At 37.1% G+C, this 18,447-nt stretch carries 13 protein-coding genes; 3 read left to right on the top strand and 10 right to left on the bottom strand.

Annotation, left to right across the window (positions count from 1 at the left end):
* Positions 1-395: 395 nt before the first annotated feature.
* The 7 genes from ndhI to sixA form a co-directional block, all read right to left on the bottom strand.
* The gene (gene ndhI / locus F6K15_RS33945; RefSeq protein ID WP_293069917.1) at positions 396-1,010 is read right to left on the bottom strand and encodes an NAD(P)H-quinone oxidoreductase subunit I; all 615 of its coding nucleotides are present in this window, start codon (positions 1,008-1,010) and stop codon (positions 396-398) included.
* Positions 1,011-1,335: 325 nt separating this feature from the next.
* Positions 1,336-2,454, bottom strand: coding sequence for an NADH-quinone oxidoreductase subunit NuoH (nuoH, locus tag F6K15_RS33940; protein WP_293069915.1), 1,119 nt, complete (start codon positions 2,452-2,454; stop codon positions 1,336-1,338).
* Positions 2,455-2,736: 282 nt separating this feature from the next.
* On the bottom strand, positions 2,737-2,892 hold the full coding sequence (locus F6K15_RS33935) for a zinc ribbon domain-containing protein (RefSeq protein WP_293069919.1): 156 nt from the start codon (positions 2,890-2,892) through the stop codon (positions 2,737-2,739).
* A 5-nt stretch (positions 2,893-2,897) separates the two neighbouring features.
* Positions 2,898-3,359, bottom strand: coding sequence for a GAF domain-containing protein (locus F6K15_RS33930; protein WP_293069913.1), 462 nt, complete (start codon positions 3,357-3,359; stop codon positions 2,898-2,900).
* Between the two features lie 312 nt (positions 3,360-3,671).
* The gene (locus F6K15_RS33925; protein WP_293069911.1) at positions 3,672-5,117 is read right to left on the bottom strand and encodes a chloride channel protein; all 1,446 of its coding nucleotides are present in this window, start codon (positions 5,115-5,117) and stop codon (positions 3,672-3,674) included.
* Positions 5,118-5,574: 457 nt separating this feature from the next.
* The gene (locus F6K15_RS33920; protein ID WP_293069909.1) at positions 5,575-6,717 is read right to left on the bottom strand and encodes a citrate synthase; all 1,143 of its coding nucleotides are present in this window, start codon (positions 6,715-6,717) and stop codon (positions 5,575-5,577) included.
* A gap of 826 nt (positions 6,718-7,543) precedes the next feature.
* Positions 7,544-8,044 (bottom strand): phosphohistidine phosphatase SixA, encoded by a 501-nt coding sequence (gene sixA, locus F6K15_RS33915; RefSeq protein ID WP_293069907.1) that lies wholly within the window; start codon positions 8,042-8,044, stop codon positions 7,544-7,546.
* 260 nt (positions 8,045-8,304) lie between these two features.
* On the opposite strand from sixA, the gene F6K15_RS33910 reads away from it, so the two are divergent.
* Positions 8,305-8,547, top strand: a complete 243-nt coding sequence (locus F6K15_RS33910) for a transposase (protein ID WP_293069905.1) — start codon at positions 8,305-8,307, stop codon at positions 8,545-8,547.
* A gap of 248 nt (positions 8,548-8,795) precedes the next feature.
* Here the strand turns inward: F6K15_RS33910 and F6K15_RS33905 are convergent, their stop codons facing one another.
* Complete coding sequence (locus F6K15_RS33905; protein ID WP_293069904.1) at positions 8,796-8,924, bottom strand: hypothetical protein; 129 nt, start codon at positions 8,922-8,924, stop codon at positions 8,796-8,798.
* Between the two features lie 34 nt (positions 8,925-8,958).
* Positions 8,959-9,456: an HNH endonuclease gene (locus tag F6K15_RS33900; RefSeq protein WP_293069902.1), complete on the bottom strand. Its 498-nt coding sequence runs from the start codon at positions 9,454-9,456 to the stop codon at positions 8,959-8,961.
* 708 nt (positions 9,457-10,164) lie between these two features.
* Between F6K15_RS33900 and alr the strand changes: the two genes are divergently transcribed.
* Both alr and F6K15_RS33890 read left to right on the top strand, forming a co-directional pair.
* On the top strand, positions 10,165-11,382 hold the full coding sequence (gene alr / locus F6K15_RS33895) for an alanine racemase (RefSeq protein ID WP_293069900.1): 1,218 nt from the start codon (positions 10,165-10,167) through the stop codon (positions 11,380-11,382).
* 439 nt (positions 11,383-11,821) lie between these two features.
* On the top strand, positions 11,822-12,817 hold the full coding sequence (locus F6K15_RS33890; RefSeq protein ID WP_293069898.1) for a glycosyltransferase: 996 nt from the start codon (positions 11,822-11,824) through the stop codon (positions 12,815-12,817).
* A 532-nt stretch (positions 12,818-13,349) separates the two neighbouring features.
* Here F6K15_RS33890 and F6K15_RS33885 read toward each other — a convergent pair.
* Positions 13,350-18,447: AAA family ATPase (locus F6K15_RS33885; protein ID WP_293069896.1), on the bottom strand; the 5,098-nt coding region annotated here is incomplete at its 5' end.

Raw genomic sequence — 18,447 nt, 5'->3', positions numbered from 1 at the left:
ATTTCTTTTCATAGAGTTGAAAATGTAGTAGAAGTTAAACGAATGCTTACTTCATTCATTCAAAAGCTGTTTGCGTAGCATTCCAAAGGAAGAGCTGACCACTAATAGCTGAATCTTACTTCACAACTAGGGCGTGTCATCATTTAAATTCCAGACTCCTTTCACGGAGAGGTTTTGAGCGGTTGTGACTGCCGAGGCACTCACAGCATGAAATTCAGTCATAGCATGGCACCTAGAGCTAATTGATGACACGCCCTAATAATTAACAGTAATTACGCACAGAAACTAAACCGAGTGAGGGCGTTAGCGGAGCTTTGCGTCAGCAAATGCCATTCGCCCCTACATATGGCGTTTTAAAGGTTAATTTGCGTAAGTCCTGATTAACAAACTAATAGCTATTTTTCTGTAGCCTCTGCCACTGGTTTTTCAGCTTCCATTTGTTCGAGAATTTCTTCCGGACGAAGACCAGCGCGACGTGCATTCTGAGGAACTGTATGAGGGTCTATAGCTCCCTTAGGCAAGTAAGCTAATTCTCGCATAGGAGTTACCATTGGGTCATTTGTCACCTTATATGGTAATCTTCCCAGGGCAACATTATCATAATTCAACTCATGGCGGTCATAAGCTGCAAGTTCATACTCTTCCGTCATGGATAAACAGTTAGTTGGACAATATTCCACACAGTTACCACAGAAAATACAAACACCAAAATCAATACTGTAATGTTTGAGCTTTTTCTTTTTGGTTTCCTTATTAAATTCCCAATCAACTACAGGTAAATTAATCGGACAAACTCTCACACAAACTTCACAAGCAATACACTTGTCAAATTCAAAGTGAATTCTGCCTCGAAATCTTTCAGAAGGAATAAGTTTTTCGTAGGGGTATTGTACAGTAATAGGACGGCGGCTCATGTGGTCAAAAGTTACAGATAAACCCTGACCTATATATTTAGCAGCTTGAAAAGTTTCTTTAGCGTATTCGCCTACTTGATTGAGGAATTTGAGCATGGCGTTTTCTCCTAGGAAGTCTAATTAATTAGCAAAAGTAATTTTAGATTTTCGATACAGTTTAATCTAAAAGTCTCAAATCAGCTATGGATTTATACCATTTCTCAAAAGTCTTGCTACATCTGATTGAGAGTAGGGAGTAGAGAGTAGGGAGTAGGATTAAAAGACATAATTTAGAATTGGATTATATCTTTAAAATCCCTCACAAACATTAATATTTGCTGGTCTTGAATTTATTAGAGGATATTCAGGAGAAATACCTCCATGTCTACAAACCAGGGACTAATTAATTCTATCTTCTGACTTCTGGCTCCTGGCTTCTAATTTATCCACCAAAAGCAAATGGAAAGGCTAACTTTAAGGCTGCAGTTAACAATAAATTTACCAAAGCAACGGGTAGGAGGAACTTCCATCCCAAGTCTAATAATTGGTCAATCCTGACTCTTGGTAATGTCCAACGTAATAACACAGCAATGAATACTAGAAAATAAGCTTTGAGCAATGTCATAGTAATGCCCAAAGTAGCAGTAATTATTTGTAGCCAGGGAGTTGTTTCACTTACTCCTAACCAGTCACTGAGAAGTCCAACTGGTACAGGGGACTCCCAACCACCTAGATATAAAATTGCGACAAAAAGAGCGGATAGAACTAAATTAATGTAAGACGCCAGGTAATAAAGGGCAAATTTCATCCCTGTATATTCTGTTTGATATCCTGCTACTAATTCTTCTTCTGCTTCAGGAAGGTCAAACGGAAGTCTTTCACATTCTGCCAATGCTGATATCCAGAAAATGAGGAAACCCGCTGGTTGTCTCCAAATATTCCATCCTAAAATTCCATAGCCTGATTGTTGCTCAACAATATCAATTGTGCTGAGACTATTGGACATCATCACTACTGCCAGTACAGCTAAAGCTAAAGGTATTTCATAACTAATAGACTGTGCTGCTGCTCGTAAACCTCCTAGTAGAGAATATTTATTATTGGAGGCATAACCAGACATCAGCAGACCAATTGGCTGAATACTGGAAAGAGCTATCCATAAAAATATTGCTACCCCCAGGTCTGTAATGATTAAATTTTGTCCAAAAGGAACTACTAGATAGGACAAAAATACTGGGATGGCTACTATTACAGGACCTAAAGTAAAAAGTAGAGGGTCTGCTTTAGAAGGAACAACATCTTCTTTGAAAACTAGCTTCAAGCCATCAGCTAAAGGTGCTAGAGTTCCCAAAGGACCGATGAATTCCGGGCCAATTCTTTGTTGAGCTGCTGCGGAAATTTTTCGCTCTAGCCACACTGTCACTAGAACACTGACTGTAGCAGCGATAATCATTAATAACATGGGTAATGGTAGCCAAACGGTTCTGGCTATTTCTGGGGATAAGCCCAAGTCTACGAGAGCTTGAATAAATGTTCTTTGTAGATCGATTCCTGAATTCATTTAGAGTAGGCTTCAATAAGTATTATTACTTTGCTTGTTGATTTTATCAGAAAGATAGGGTTCTGGGATTATTGACATCTTCCCTGGCCTAAAGGCGCGGGGGTTCCTACTGAGCCGTAACTCCTCAGCGGGTTGACGTCTCACAGGCTGCTGCACCCACCCCTCTTGCTCCCCTCCCGGGAGGGGATGGGGGTGGGTGACACTTACCTCCACGTCCGTTTCTTGCTCCGCGTTCCCTTGCGCCTTTCGGCGGCGCGGGTTCGGTGCGCTTTTTTGTCTCCGTTAGCGAAGCTCCTCCGTAGGAGGCATGCCCAAGGAGCGACTAATATATATATTTATTGCTGCATTTTCATCGCGGTCGTGTTTTGCCCCACAGTTGAGACATTTCCATTCTCGCACCTGAAGGTCTAAGAAACCACCTTTAAACCCACAACAGATGTCTATTATAAATTGAATAGAAGCTGTCCTAAACTTTCGGCTTTATTTGTTGCTATTTCTATAATTTTGGTATCTTTAGAATGAGTTTGTGATGTAAAAAAAGCTAACACTATCAAAACTTGATTTTGTGTAATTACAGGCACAGAAAAGCCGCTTTTGACTCCAAAAGCTTTCGCAATTTGATTGCGTAAAAAATATCCCTCAGATTCGATAGTTACATCTATAATCCATTCCGGTTGTTTTGATAACCAAACTCGTCCTGGTAAGCCTTCACCCCTAGATAATATAAAATCTTGACTACAAACCCAAAATTGTTCTAAATCCTTGTTGCCAAAGCCGGAATTAATATAATAGCTGGAACTAAGTTGTAGTAGATTTTTATCTTCATCTGGTATCCAAGCTTCACCATAGGGAAAATTAGTTGATACACAAATTTTTTCTAGACTTATAGTAATAGTTTCATTCATCGATATAGGTCTGGTTTATCAAGTTATATCATGTCCGATTAAATAGTTATAATTAGAGTCTCGTAGTAGGGATTGAGGAATATCCATCTTAGGGTTCAGCAATTAACAATTAATAATTAACAATTAATAATTACCTCTTCTTAAAAGAAGAAGATTGACTAAAAGGATTTTTTTAATTTTATCCCCTTAAAAGGGTCGGCTTTAAACCTGAATTGTTGAATAAATAATTATTAACTATCAACTCTTAATTATTAATTATTCATTATTAATTATTCATTATTAAATAGACATTCAGTAGAAAAGTATTACACATTAACCAACCTCAATACTTAAATTTTCCTCTTGCTTCCTAGGACGTTGAGTCCTTAATAAACCAATATTGCTAGTCAATATAAAACTGGTAAAACTAGCGATCGCTATAATCGGAATTATCGATGTATCAGATAAAACACTCAAAATAATCGAGGTGCTAATCGGAGTTTTGGTAATTGCTACATTAATAGCAGCCATGCAACATAACATCGAAATAGTTGGATGTACTCCTGGAATCCAAAAACTGATGGCCAACCCTAAACTTGCTCCCGTGAAAAATAGAGGAAAAATAAAACCCCCTCGAAATCCACCATGAATGGTGAAACTAATGGCCATCATTTTAGCCAGACAAATTCCGAGTAACGTCACAACCGTAAATGTACTAGCTGGTTCAATTAATTGAGTTTCAATTTGCTGCTCGCTAAAAAAGAGAGTTTGGGGATATAAAACTGCCAACCAACCAATTCCCAATCCTCCCAAAATTGCACGCCAAATATGCCTATTTTCAATAGGTTGGATGGCCAATTCTGTGAGTCGAAAAATCCCAATAAACAAAATTCCAGCTAAACCACCAACTATTCCTAGAACTCCAGCTTCCAGAAGATTTAGCCAACTCAAAGCAGGAATACTATCAAAGTAGTCAAAATGATAGATACCTCCAATTTCTAACCCAGTGCCAAACCGAAACACACCAAAACTAAAAATTCCTGCAACAACTGCCGGAATAATTGCTTCATAATACTGAATTCCGCGACGATGAGGAATCTCCAGGGCAAATAACGGGCCACCAACCGGATCGCCAAAGAATGCTGCTAATGCTGCACCCATACCACAAAAGGTCAGAACTCTTGTTTCCTTAAGACTCAAATTCAGTTTATCTGCAATCCAACTTCCTAAACTACCATTAATTTGTACCAGGGGTGCTTCAGGTCCCAAACTTCCACCAGCAGTAATTGATACTAAAGAAGTCGCAATCATTCCTGGTGTTTGACTCGGTTCCAAACGGCCAGGATCGTGAATTTTTTCGATCACTTTTGCCATTTCTCCTGGTTGACCAAAGAAATAGAGACACAAACCGACACCCAATCCCCCAATTGTTGATACAATCCAGGTGTAGTTCCATGCTGGGAACCAATCCGGGAAAATTCCTGTAAAGTAGTGCTTCCCTGTTTCCCAGACAAACTCCAAAAAGTGTTCTAAAACAAAGTAGTAAGCTGTAGCAACTAATCCCCCCATAATGCCAACAATACTGGTATAAAGCAGAACTTTGGAATACAACAATTCTTGAGTTGGACTGCTTAATTTTAATTCGTCGTCTTTGACATTTTGATTATTCATATTAGGAAAAGACCATTTAGTCTCCCTCCCAATCAAAATCTTCTGGGTAATAAATCCAACTGCTAGTAGGAGAAAGCTTATTACAAAGGCAGAAGCAAAAATATTCATAGGTTAAAAAAATCATTAATAGTTTCCTACTAATAACGACTTTTAGTAACATCCTTGACATCTTCCCGAAGCTGCTCTTGAGATACTGTGCAGCATGAACAGTCTATGGTACAAACCTATGCGTTTTTTCCTTCTATCATACTATTTCTTCCAGAAGACTTACATTTTTCATGTCCCATAGCATTTCATCTCCGCGACAGCCTAAAAAACAACTTCTGAATTATCAAATACTTAGGGCTTGGTGATTAAATCTAAAAGCATTGACTTATGAAGACTTTAGCCTTTTTAGGATCGAAAAAAGTACCTGGTTTTCAGTCTAAAAAGCTCAAAAAGTTAGTATTTTAGGTGTATGGTTGGGCAGAAAAATCTTGGGGCAATTCTTACTCCTACTTCCTATAAATTCTCCTGTCTCCTGTCTCCTACCCCAGGAAAAAGACTTTCCATACGCAAACCCTGCTTAACGTTCTTGAATAGGAGTATAAGAAGTATTATGCTCTCCTGTATAAATTTGTGTAGGACGAAAAATCCGATTTTCTGTTAACTGTTCTTTCCAGTGAGCCAACCAACCAGCTACACGAGCTATAGCAAATACTGGTGTAAATAGATCGCTAGATATCCCTAATTTTCGATAAACCAAACCAGAATAAAAATCCACATTTGGGTAAATCCCTTTATGGCCTAATTTTTCCTCTACAGCCTTTTCCATCTCTAAAGCAATCTCATAATATTTGTCGTGGCCAAACTTTTCAAATAACTTTTCTGCCAGTTCCTGAAGAATAATAGCTCGTGGGTCTTTCACTTTATAGACTCTGTGACCAAAACCCATAATTTTTGCCTTTGTCTCCAAACATTTTTCTAGATATGGCCTAACATTTTCTACCGAACCAATTTCGGACAACATATTAATAACGTCTTCATTAGCACCCCCATGTAGTGGGCCAGCTAAAGTTCCCACTGCCGAAGCTATAACTGCATAAGGATCTGTCAAAGTAGAAGAAGTTACCATAGCTGAGAATGTAGAAGCATTAATAGTATGTTCAGCATGGAGAGTCAGGCAAACATCAAATACCCGTGCTGCTAGCGGATCGGGTTCCCGTTCATTCAGCATATATAAAAAGTTGGCTGCATAGTCCAGGTCATCTTTTGGTTGTACGGCATCGTTACCTTTACGCATTAACTCGGAAGCAGCTACCATAGTTGGAATTTTGGCCAGTAACCTAACGACTGCAGACCTAATATATTCTGGGTTATCAAGAGCACGGCGAGAATAAAATAAACCCAAAGCTGCTGCTGAAGTCTGTAGAGCGTCCATGGGATGTCCAGTTTCTGGGAAACATTTCATCATGTCCCGAATTCTATACTTAATTCTTCTGTGATAGCGAATGTCATGCTCAAAGCTTTCTAATTCTTCTTTGCTAGGAAGATAGCCCCAAATTAATAAATATGCTGTTTCCAGAAAAGAACTCTTTTTTGCCAGTTCCTGAATATTAATGCCTCGGTATTCGAGTACTCCTAGCTGTCCATCGACGTGGCTGATACTTGATTGGGTAGCGGGAACACCTTCTAAACCTGGTTTAAATTCTATGCAGACGACAGACATTACTATACCTTATTACTTAGTTAGAATATTCTGAACTTACATTATCAACTAGCTTAGTTGTGTTGTGGTTTTGACAATAATTTATTAATAATTCTGGCTATTGATACTTCCGCCGTTCAACCATAGAAATAATACTTGCCTCAATTCCTGCAAATATTAGAAAGTATTTCATTAATAGACCGATCTATTTCAGAGTCTAAAAATTGCTTTCTCACAATTCCTCGCTTATCATGATTTAAAGTTAAGAACTTCAACAAAAATATTGTCTGCCCAGTAACAAAGTTTGTGGGTTAATTTAAAATGCCAAGCACGTCTATTTTTGGCTATTTTATCCTGTATTATTGCTATTTTATTCTTGAATTTTAATCAATTATTTGAACCTAATCTTTATTATTCGTCAGTCTTCTTTGCAGCAAATGTTAACTATTAATTTATAACTTATAACTAAAATGACTATCAAATATATAGCAAGGAACGAGCTAGTATTTGACTTATATTGATGATCAACCTGAGACAGAAAAAAGCTTTTTTCCCTGTTCCCTGTTCCCTGCTATGCAATTAATTTTATTTTTTGAATTTGGTCTAATTAGGGCTTGCACTCATAAAGCTAAAAGTCAGGATAGCTAAGACTCAGGAGCTTTTTCTATTCAGTTTATCTCCAAGTTTATGGCTCTTATTGGCATCAATTTACTGAAATTTTCTGCTGAAATTCAAGAAAATTTCTTCACATAAAATGGCAAAACCATTGCCTGTTCACCCATCTCCGCGTCCCCGCGTCTCCGCGTCTCCGTGTCCTACCCCCACCAACCAATTTTTTCAGCAGACCCTAATTAAGCAGAAATCTTGGTGGTGTCAACCAAAACATTTGACTATTGCCTACTGGTGAACCAGTTTCAGGTAAAGAAATGCCTATAACCCCTGCTTTTTTGAGTATCAATACTTGTCTAGCTTCTCCCCAGATTAAAATTTCTGCCCAATTTGTTAAGTCTGGTTGATGGCCTACGAGTGCTAATTCCCTATTTTCTTGAGGTTGCCAGGTTTTGAGCCATTTTAGCCAGATATTAATTTCACCATCAGGGGCTAGTGGTAAAAATTCTTCTACTTTAGAGCTTAATTTATTTTCTTGAAGAATTTTAGCAGTTTGATACGCTCTAACTAGAGGACTGGTAAGAATTAGGTTGAAATGAAGGCCCAATTGTTTGAGTTGTTGAGCAATTTTGTGAGTTTTGCGATCGCCTGTTTCTGTCAAAGGACGTTCGGCATCTGTGGGATAATTTTCTGCATCTGCAGCTATACCATGACGGATGAAATAAACATTTATACTCATAAACTGTTTAGCATTCAAACTATATTATCAAATTTTTGTTAGAGATAATGAGCTTTTAGCTAAATCGCCGAGAAGCCTCGCACCATAATCTTCGATTTGGTGACCAGATGAATCGGCGGTAAATTAATGGGACTCGATGTCCCATTAATTTACAAATATTATCCCAAAGTTTTGGTCTTGAAAAAACTTCTGTTATTATGTTTTATGATATCGGAAATTTGCCGTTATGCGGACTGCCTATCAATTGAGTAAATCAATCAATGATGCGATTTGGGGGACAATTCCTAACTATTCTTGCTGTCAAAGCTGAGAAAGCTGGGCAGAAAACAATAGCTGTGAATCCCAATGGTACAAGCCAAGATTGCTCAAATTGTGGTGAAAAGGTTTCAAAAAAATTATCAGATAGAGTTCATTCCTGTCCGCATTGTGGCATTGTGATGTGTCGTGATCAAAATGCTGCCAGAAATGTAAAACACAGGGCGGTAGGGCCCAGACGTCCTTAAAGCACGCGCTTGTCCGACGGGGTACCGGGACTGAGAAACGAGAAGCCCACACTATAGCGTCAGCGAGCGTGTGGGAGTATGTCACTGTAACTGCTATCCAAAACTGCAAATACCACTTTATATAATAAAAGTCAATTTTAATCAAAAAACTAATAGACATCTCCTCCATGCATAGGGAGTAGGCAGTAGAGACGTTGTATACAACGTCCATACAGAGTAGGGGAAAAGAATTGATAATTTATGCACGATCATTGATTTGATTTTTGATGACCGGAGATGTCTAATAGTAGTCGAAGGGGCTGAAGACTCAGACAAAGCCAGATTTTTTTTCTGTCTTCTGCCTTCTGCCTTCTGCCTTCTGCCTTGCTATTTTCCATACAAAAAACCCCTGCCTTCAAATAGACAGGGGCTTTATAAACCAATCACATATTTTTGCCATTCCTTATTCCTACCACTTTTAACGTGTTTAGTCAATTCAAAGTAAAGGCCACTATAGGGTTTTCGAGGAAGATAATGCAAAGTCATATTAGCCTCCTTTGGCGTGCGACTACCTTTTCGGACATTGCAGCGAACACAAGCAGTTACAAGATTTTCCCAGGTATCGCCACCACCACGTGATCGCGGCACTACATGATCTAAGGTTAAATCATCCCCCGTATAATTACAGTATTGACAGGAATGACCATCTCGGTGCATAATGTTTCGGCGCGTCAAAGGAATATCTTTATAAGGAACTCGGACGTAGTATCGCAGTCGAATAACTGTGGGCAAGGGAATATCTGGCAGGATATATACCCCGTTATGTTCAATCTGCTCCGCTTTACCTTTGAGCAACAAGACGATCGCTCGTCGCCAACTCGTGATATTGAGCGGTTCATAAGAAGCGTTCAACACTAAAACATTGGCCATTGATATTTCTGAAAAGATAATATTTTCTCATAGGTTAACACAATCGATCTTTGCTTGGGACAAAAGTTGAGAGTTATACCAATTTGATCAATGTTTGCTACAAATAGCTAGGATATTTCTTAGGAGTCAACCCACCCCTCGCCCCTCCCCCGACCGTGGAGGGGAATTCAGTCATCAGGAGTCTTATGGGAATGGCTTTAATACCAGTTTTTAGGTCAGAATTTATATTTTTAGTCCAAGAGAAATCTCCTATAAAGTATTTTAATTGCCCTGATTATTAGACATCTAGTGAAAAAGATATAAACTTTTTGTAAAAGTAGGGAATAGGAAATAGGTATGGAGAGAACAGGGAAGATGTTTTTAGGAAAAAAACACGGAAAATTATTTTTTGAGTTATTATACCCTAGTTTATAGCAAATAAAGAGCAAGTTTATTTTCTGGAGATGTCTATTCGTAACATTCTTTTTTCACGCTTGGTATTAAACAATTTTCTGACAGACAAATTTAAGGTATAAAAAAATTTTTGGCGTTGCTGATTCTGGGTATGATTTGATAATTTTGTATTTTGGATTGTTTAAACTACTTGTTAATATTAACTGTTCCCTATAAAAATAATTTTCCCGACCTGTAGTTGTATAGCCTGATAATCACAATTATGGTAGCAAATAGTTTTAATCGGAAAGTTAATTAATTGAGGAGTAAGTCAGAATGTTGAGTTGGGAAAACGCTTCTTTTAAAACTCTAGTAACAGAAAGCTTAAATCAGGACTCGATAGAAAGTGATGCTTATGGAGGGATTTGTCAAAGAGCTTGGGTAGAAATTAACGACGGGGCATTGGCCTATAATGTGCGACGGCTTAAAAGTATTCTATCAGCAAAAACTAAATTAATGGGAGTAGTTAAAGCAGATGCTTATGGCCATGGAGCGTGTCAAGTATCTCAAACTATTTTAGAGGCAGGTGCAGATTGGTTGGCAGTCGCAACAGTGCCAGAGGGAATAGAATTAAGGTTAGCTGGAGTTGAAGCACCAATTTTAATTTTAGGGGCAACAGACCGACCAGAACAAATTCAAGCGATCGCTCACTGGCAACTTCAACCAACTATTTGTACGCCTCAGCAAGCTTTAGTTTTTTCAGAGACTCTTTCTCATTACACTAAAGCAATGCCAGTGCATCTGATGTTGGATACAGGAATGTCTCGCTTAGGAATGCCTTGGCAAAAGGCAGTAGAATTTGTACAATTTGTCCAGGGATTACCAAATTTAAAGATTGCAAGTATTTATTCTCACTTAGCCACCGCAGATAGTCCTGACCAAACAGTGATGAGAAAGCAGCATCAAAGGTTTGAGGAAGCAATACGTTCGTGTCGTATTGATGGAGAAGGTTTTTCTAGTGATGTACAATTTCATTTTGCTAACTCGGCAGCAACTTTAACTGACACTGCTTTTCATTACGATATGGTGCGAGTGGGTTTAGCCATTTATGGTCTCTATCCAGCACCTCATTTGCATCAGAAAGTTAGTTTAAAACCGGCAATGCAGGTTAAAGCTAGGGTGACACAGGTCAAAACTATTGAAGCAGGTACTGGTGTTAGTTATGGTTATCAATTTATTGCCAAAAAGCGGATGCGTTTAGCAGTAGTAGGTATTGGTTATGCTGACGGTGTACCTCGTAACCTTTCTAATAAAATGAAAGTTATTGTGCGCGATAAATTGATTCCTCAAGTGGGAGCTATTACTATGGATCAATTGATGTTAGATGTGAGTGCTATTCCCGATCTAGAAACAGGTGAGGTAGTCACTTTATTGGGGGAGCAAGGTAAGTATCAAATTTCTGCTGAAGACTGGGCAAATACTTTAGGGACTATTTCCTGGGAAATTCTTTGTAGTTTCAAGCATCGACTACCTCGTGTAGCAGTTAGGAGTTAGGAGTCAGGAGTCAGGAGTCAGGAGTCAGGACTTACGCAAATCCATCTTTCAAACGCCATATGTAGGGGCGAATGGCATTTGCCCTCACTGGATTTAGTGTCCGTGCGTAAGTCCAGAGAGTTCTATCTCTAATTATCCACACATGATATCATACCTTAAATCATCAACATCAGTAATGGTAGGTGAAGATCAGGAAAACTGAGAACGGGAGCAAGATGCTCCCACTGTCTGTACCGTGACAAGAATAATTAGAACGGGAGCAAGATGCTCCCACTTGCTATATCATTACAATGCACCACTACCATTTTTTGAACTTGCTGTAATTCTCAAAGAATATAGAAACTTTCCATGGAAAGTCTCTACAATATCCAGTGTTCCCTCTTGAATTTCCACCTAAAACCTACAACCTAAGACCTAAGAACTACCACTAAATAAATTCATGTCAACTACTACAACTCCACGGGTAAGCGTAATTATACCCGTTTACAACGGCGATCGCTATATTTATCAGGCCATAGAAAGTGTTTTGGCTCAAACTTATCAATCTTATGAAATAATTGTGATTGATGATGGCTCCACAGACAATACCCGTTTGGTCTTGGAACCTTATGTTGAGGCTATCCGTTATGTATATCAAGAAAATCAGGGAGTTTCAGCAGCGAGAAATCATGGTATAGATCTGGCGCAGGGAGAGTTAATTGCTTTTCTGGATGCAGATGATTTTTTTCTATCAAATAAACTGACCGCTCAGGTGGGGGTATTTGATGCGCAACCGAATTTGGGAATTGTTCACAGTGGGTGGCGCAGAGTGAATCAGGGTGGTGAAACTATTAAAGATGAGAAACCTTGGGATTATGTGCCGAAATTGGATTTGGAGGGGTGGTTGCGATGGAAACCAATAGGCACAATGGGTACTTTGATGTTTCGGCGAGATTGGTTGCAACAGGTGGGAAGTTTTGAAGCAGGATTAGGTCATGCGGAGGATGTTGATTTAGTTTTACGTTTGGCTTTGCAGGGTTGTGAGGCTGACTGGTTGCGAGAATCTACTGTTTGTTATCGTCAGCATGACCGGAATACAATGCGAGATGGGGTATCTCAGGCGCGGTCTATTAATGGGGTTTTGGATAAGTTTTTTGCCTCGGAGTCTCTACCTTTGGAGGTTCAGTTGTTAGAAAAACAGGTGCGCTATAATACTTTGGTCTGGAGCTCGTGGTATTTGTACTATACGGGTTTCTATTCTGAAATGGTGGAATATTTACAAAGGTCTTGGAAATACTCTCCTTTTTTACCTGTGGGAACAGTAATTAATTGGATTGACAGTTTTACAGGATTTTCTGAGAATGTAGGGGATGATTTAGATGCCGATAAATTGGCTAAAACTTCTGAGTGGCAAAATTTAATGAGTTGGGTGATTAGTCATAGTGAGGTTTCTTGAAATCTTTCATCACAAAATAGACATTTCTTCCAAAAGAGGGAGTAGGTGGAAATCATTGATAATTTCTGTGCGATAATCGATTTTATTTTTTATTACAGCGCTTTTCAAATTGATGAACCACATCTTCACACATCAAACGTTGTAGAGACATTCCATGGAACGTCCCTACTAGACATCTGGTAATAATAAAAAATCAATATCTATATCGTACAGAAATTATCAATTATTCCCCTCCTGGGAGGGGTTAGGGGTGGGTTCCCTACTGCCTACAGCAAAGCTACCTACTCCCTCTTTTCTGGAGATTTCTACTGTGGTCTACCCAAATGAAAACTGCTGTAATTGGAAATATCTAATGGACTAACTTTATTTATATTTTCTGTGGCGAGTTTAATACCCGACTGTCTACACGGTGCTTAAAATTTTGTGGGGTTTGTAGACACAAAGTAGCGTGTCAAAGAATATCCCCATGCAATTTTCCCTTCTGTCTTCTGCCTTCTGCCTTCTTCCTTCTTGCTTCTTCCTTCTTGCTTCTTCAAGGCACAAAGAAACGTTGGAGGTATATTTGAGCAACTCGATCGCTTGGGTTCATTTTCAAGCATTCTGCAAACATTCGTCCTGCTTCCAATGACTGACCAGAGTTGTAAAGCGATATAGCTTCTATAAATTTTGGTAGGGTCTTGAGTTTACCTTCCTTAACTGCAGGTGGATCTGTATCAAAAACTTCATAAACAGTTACTTTTTGCGATTTACCCTTCACTTTAACCGTATCTATGGAGCGAATAGCGTAGTTACTTGGTTGTTTTAGTCGTGAAAAAGTCTGTTCCGTAATCAACAACGATGCTCCATAATTTTTAGTCAAACTTTCCACCCGAGCAGCCAAATTTACAGCATCGCTAATCACAGTACCATCCATACGATTTTTACCACCGACAGTACCCAACATCAGAAGACCAGTATTAATACCGACACCGATGCCGATAGGAGGATCGCCAGAATTAGCACGCTCTTGATTATATTTAGTAAGTCGCTTGAGCATAGAAATACCTGCTTTCACTGCATTATCGGCATTTCCAGAAAATAAAGCCATAATGGCATCGCCGATATACTTATCGATAAAACCTTGATGCTCTAAAATTGCTGGTTCCATCCTAGATAAAAAGGAATTAATAAAGCGAAAATTTTCATCGGGAGTCATCGCTTCTGACATGGTAGTAAAATTACGAACATCAGAAAATAAAACTGACATTTCTAATTGTACTTGGTCGCCCAATTCTACATCAACAATGCTTTCCTTATCCAAAAGTTGGAGAAACTGATTAGGAACAAAGCGTTCGTAAGCTTTATTAAGTTCAAATAGTTCGTTAGTAAAACGTTGGCGATCGGCTTCAGCTTTTTTTCGTTCTGTGATATCTATGAAAGAACCAATAGCATAAATAATCTTTCCTTGTTCGTCATAAACAGGGGTAGAAAAATTTTCTAAAGGAATTACCTTGTCACCTTGCCGAACCTCAACATCTTCCGTTTTCATACTTTCACCTTGTAGAGCGCGGGTAATAGGCAACTCGTGCGATCGGTATTGTTGACCAGTGCTTGTTTGATAAAGCTGATAGGTTGAAGCTATTTGTTCTGGTGTGATATTTGGTATTAGTCCCTTACCCAATAATTCCTTGCCAACTTGGTTAAAGTAGTAGGGACGACCAGAAGCATCTATAATTACTACACCTACTGGTACAGCATCCAGAAATTGAGCTAACCTGCTTTCATTTTCCCTAACCTGTGCGTAAAGTCTTGAATTGTTAATAGAAATAGCAGCTTGAGCAGACAGTATATTTAAAAGTTCGACTCGTTTTGAGGTAAATGCACCTGTGGTTAAATTATTCTCTAAATAAATAATTCCTCTTAATTTACCTTGATTAATTAAGGGAGTACAGAGAATTGATTTACTTTGTGTGGCGATGATATAAGGGTCATCAATAAATTGTCCTTCCTGGAGTGCATCACTAAGAACAATATTTTCTTGAGTGCGAATTACATAGTTAATAATGGTAGTTGGTAAAATGGGAATTGATGTTTCTGGGTCTACAAATTCTATCGGAATAGATTGTGATATTGTTACTTCGTCACTATTAATTTTTCCTTGAGCTTCTATCAACCAATTACCTTCATTATTCAGAATTAAAAAGCCTTTTTGCGCCCCGGCATTTTCTATGGCAATTTTCATTAAATTGTTGAGGAGTTTTTCCAGTTTAATTTCACCAGAAATTGTTTGAGATGCTTTAATAACAGTAGTTAAGTCGAGAATTTCTCCATCATTACCACTTATAGAAGTGGTTGTATCCAGACTTTTAGATGTGCTTTGATTTGTTATTCTAATAAAATATTGAGGATATTCTGATTCTAATTGTTTGACTTTCGCTTTTGCGCCCCAATTGTTATAACAATGATAGGCATTTCTGAGGTAAAGTTGACCCATTTCTTCTCTATCAAGGGCGAGATAAAATTCTGCTGCTCGTTCATAAGCTAAGGCTTCTTCATGGATAAATTCATTTTTTTTTGCTCCTTGAATAGCTTTTTCATAAAATTCTTGTGCTTGCCAATTTTTTCCTAAAAATCGTGCTTTTTCTGCTTCTACTAAATCATATTTATTTTGATAATTTATTGGGGCTTTTTGTGCCCATTTTTTCATTTGTTTTTGATTGATAAATACTTTTTTTAAGATTTTTTTTTTCTGTTGATTTTTATTGCTCTCTAAAGCCACAGCTAAAAGAGTAAGGGATTCATAAAAATTGCACTGAGGTATTAAGTTCACACTAGAGCCAACAGCTTGATATTTTTCACATAAATTGCTATATTCAATAGCTTTTACATAACATTTTAAAAAATAAAATTTAATATTTTCAAAAATTGCAGCAAAAAGAATTAAAAGGTATAATTGATTGTTTATATAAAAATCCATATCATAACCATAATCTTTTTTACTTTTGTCAGTAAAAGTATTTTTATCTGAGTTAATATTGATTAAATCTGAACAAAATTCCCCGCAAAAAATAAATAAATCATTTCCATACTTATCCTTATACTTGGCAAACAAGGATATATATTCATTAACTTTTTTTTGAATAGATTGTAAATTTTCTCCACCATAAAATAGTGAGATATAACAATAGTTTGCAGCAGCAAAGCCACTATATGCTATCTCTCCATACTCAAGTCCAGTTTGAACCACTTCAACCAAAGGTTTTAGCTCTTTACTAGCATTATCTTTCCAGTATTTAACAAAACCATAAAACATATGTAAAACTATAGGTTTTAATGATTGTAGTGTTAATCTATCTGATAGTTTTAAAGATAATTGACCAAACCGATAGCCCAAATCAATGTTCTCTACTGTCTCACATAAGCGAGAAGCATACCCAATGTATGCAACAGAAGCAAACTCAGAATTTCCATATTTGATATGAATATAAAGTAGATTTAGAATAATCAAATAAAATAAATTTTGATTTGTTGAGTAGGCAGGAGAATAAAGAGCTGATAAAATATTTACAGCGGCAAGTTGATTGGGATTTGTTATTTGTGGCAGCTCGGCTAAATCTTCAATCCGTGTCTTTCTTAGGAGTGATTTTACCTGAAAATGTTTAGCTACAATCTTCATTTTCCCTGGTTTTTTTGGCAAAGTTAATCCCAGTAGTTTTAAAATTTCTAATCCACTATCTATAGCTAATTCTAGTTGAAGTTGAGACCTGTGATAGTTAATTTTTAGCTCATATACTTTAACTTTATCAAGGATTTTATTCGATTTTTCGATAACAATAGTATCAATATTTTGAGCCAGTTCTAATTTGCCATTTAAGTAAAGAACTTCTAATGTTTCTAAATGAAGTTCTAGGGTCAGTTGATAGTTATTTTCCCAACTATTAATCTCTAATAATTCTAATCCTAATTCCAAATATTTAAGAGCAGGTTCATAAGCAGTAGATGCTTTAGCTTTTTTTCCAGCTTGAAGATTTAATTTAGCTAACTCATCTTTTTCTAATTGCTCAGTAATTAATTCCCAACCTTCGTTCAGTTGATTAACAATATCAAAAATATTATTCTGTAATTCATCCTCTTGAATATTTTTTAGTAGCAAACGACCTACTTGTAGATGAACCTGCTTTTTTTCTACTTCTGGTATCAAAGAATAAGCTGCTTGTTGTACTCGGTCATGTAAAAATTTGTAGGGAATATATGTAGAATGCTCAGATGATATGTCTGAGCTATTATTTGATAATTCTTCTGAACTCCAAAGCAGAGGAACTTTATAACTATTGTCTAGAGGAATTATTAAACCTTCATCTAGAGCTGACTGTATTTCTTGAGCTGTTATTATTTGAGATTTATTATTGACGATTGACAGAATTTCTAAATTAAATTTGTTGCCAATACAAGCTGCTAATTTAAGAACTTGTTGAGTTTTTTCATCTAACTTTTCAATTTTTCTGACCATCAACTCAACTACATTATCAGTGATAGATACTCTCTCAATTTCTTCTAGATCCCATTGCCAGTAACTAGGAGATTGCTCTGGTTTAAATGCTAAGAAATTTTCTTGATATAAATAATTAAGCAGTTGAGTCAGAAAAAATGGATTGCCTCCTGTTTTTTTGGCAACTAATTCCGCTAAAGGTTTAGTAATTTCTGTGGAGCAATTTAGAGTTTCAGCAGTTAATTGATTAATATGATTAATTTTTAAGGGGTAAAGGGTAATTTCATTAACTGGTACTTTCCTTTGCTTGATTTTCTCTAAAGTACATACTAGAGGGTGAGTCGAATTCACTTCATTATCTCGATATGCTCCTATTAAAAGAAAATATTGGTTGTCAGGATCTACAATTAATTGTTCAATTAAATTTAGAGAAGGTAAGTCTGCCCATTGTAAATCGTCAATAAAGATAACTAGAGGATGTTCTTTTTGACAAAAAACACTCAGAAATTTTTGAAATAAGAAATTAAATCTATTTTGACTTTCAGTAGCTCCTAATTGTTCAACTTGTGGTTGTTTACCGATGATTTTTTCTAGTTCAGGAATTACATCAATAATAATTTGACCGTTATTTCCTAGAGCTTCTAATAGTTGATTTTTCCAATTTTGTAGGGTAATTTCTGGCTCACTTAGCAGTTTACGGATTAATTCTTGAAATGCTTGAGAAATCCCTGAATAAGGAATATCTCTCTGCAATTGGTCAAATTTACCACTAACAAATTCTCCCCGTTGCTTTGTAATAGGTTTGTGAATTTCATTGACTAATGCTGATTTACCAATACCTGAGTAACCATAAATCAGAATTATTCCAGTTTTTCCCAGACTTACTTCCTCAAATGCTGTTAATAGCTGATTGATTTCCTGTTCTCTACCATAGAGTTTTTGAGGAATCTGAAATTTCTCACAAATATCTTGAGTAGCTATTGGAAAATCTGAAATTTCTCCTAAAGTCTTTAATTTATCCAGACAGGTTTCTAGATCTGCTTTAATTCCCCAAGCACTTTGATATCTTTCCTCTGGAATTTTAGCTAATAATTTACTGACTATATTAGATACAGAATGAGGAATATTGGGAATTAGTTCATGTACTGGTAATGGTTGTTGT

Source organism: Okeania sp. SIO2B3, assembly GCF_010672525.1.
In the GTDB taxonomy this organism is placed as follows: Bacteria; Cyanobacteriota; Cyanobacteriia; order Cyanobacteriales; family Microcoleaceae; genus Okeania.
The sequence above is the reverse complement of the archived record's forward strand: the minus strand, read 5'-3'. Positions and strand labels throughout refer to the sequence as shown.

Excerpts from the sequence above, each read along its gene's own strand:
- sixA (WP_293069907.1), bottom strand. The coding sequence starts at position 8,044 with ATGAGTATAAATGTTTATTTCATCCGTCATGGTATAGCTGCAGATGCA.
- ndhI (WP_293069917.1), bottom strand. The coding sequence starts at position 1,010 with ATGCTCAAATTCCTCAATCAAGTAGGCGAATACGCTAAAGAAACTTTT.
- F6K15_RS33890 (WP_293069898.1), top strand. The coding sequence starts at position 11,822 with ATGTCAACTACTACAACTCCACGGGTAAGCGTAATTATACCCGTTTAC.
- F6K15_RS33905 (WP_293069904.1), bottom strand. The coding sequence starts at position 8,924 with ATGGAAAATAGCAAGGCAGAAGGCAGAAGGCAGAAGGCAGAAGACAGA.
- F6K15_RS33910 (WP_293069905.1), top strand. The coding sequence starts at position 8,305 with ATGATGCGATTTGGGGGACAATTCCTAACTATTCTTGCTGTCAAAGCT.
- alr (WP_293069900.1), top strand. The coding sequence starts at position 10,165 with ATGTTGAGTTGGGAAAACGCTTCTTTTAAAACTCTAGTAACAGAAAGC.
- F6K15_RS33900 (WP_293069902.1), bottom strand. The coding sequence starts at position 9,456 with ATGGCCAATGTTTTAGTGTTGAACGCTTCTTATGAACCGCTCAATATC.
- F6K15_RS33930 (WP_293069913.1), bottom strand. The coding sequence starts at position 3,359 with ATGAATGAAACTATTACTATAAGTCTAGAAAAAATTTGTGTATCAACT.
- nuoH (WP_293069915.1), bottom strand. The coding sequence starts at position 2,454 with ATGAATTCAGGAATCGATCTACAAAGAACATTTATTCAAGCTCTCGTA.
- F6K15_RS33925 (WP_293069911.1), bottom strand. The coding sequence starts at position 5,117 with ATGAATATTTTTGCTTCTGCCTTTGTAATAAGCTTTCTCCTACTAGCA.
- F6K15_RS33920 (WP_293069909.1), bottom strand. The coding sequence starts at position 6,717 with ATGTCTGTCGTCTGCATAGAATTTAAACCAGGTTTAGAAGGTGTTCCC.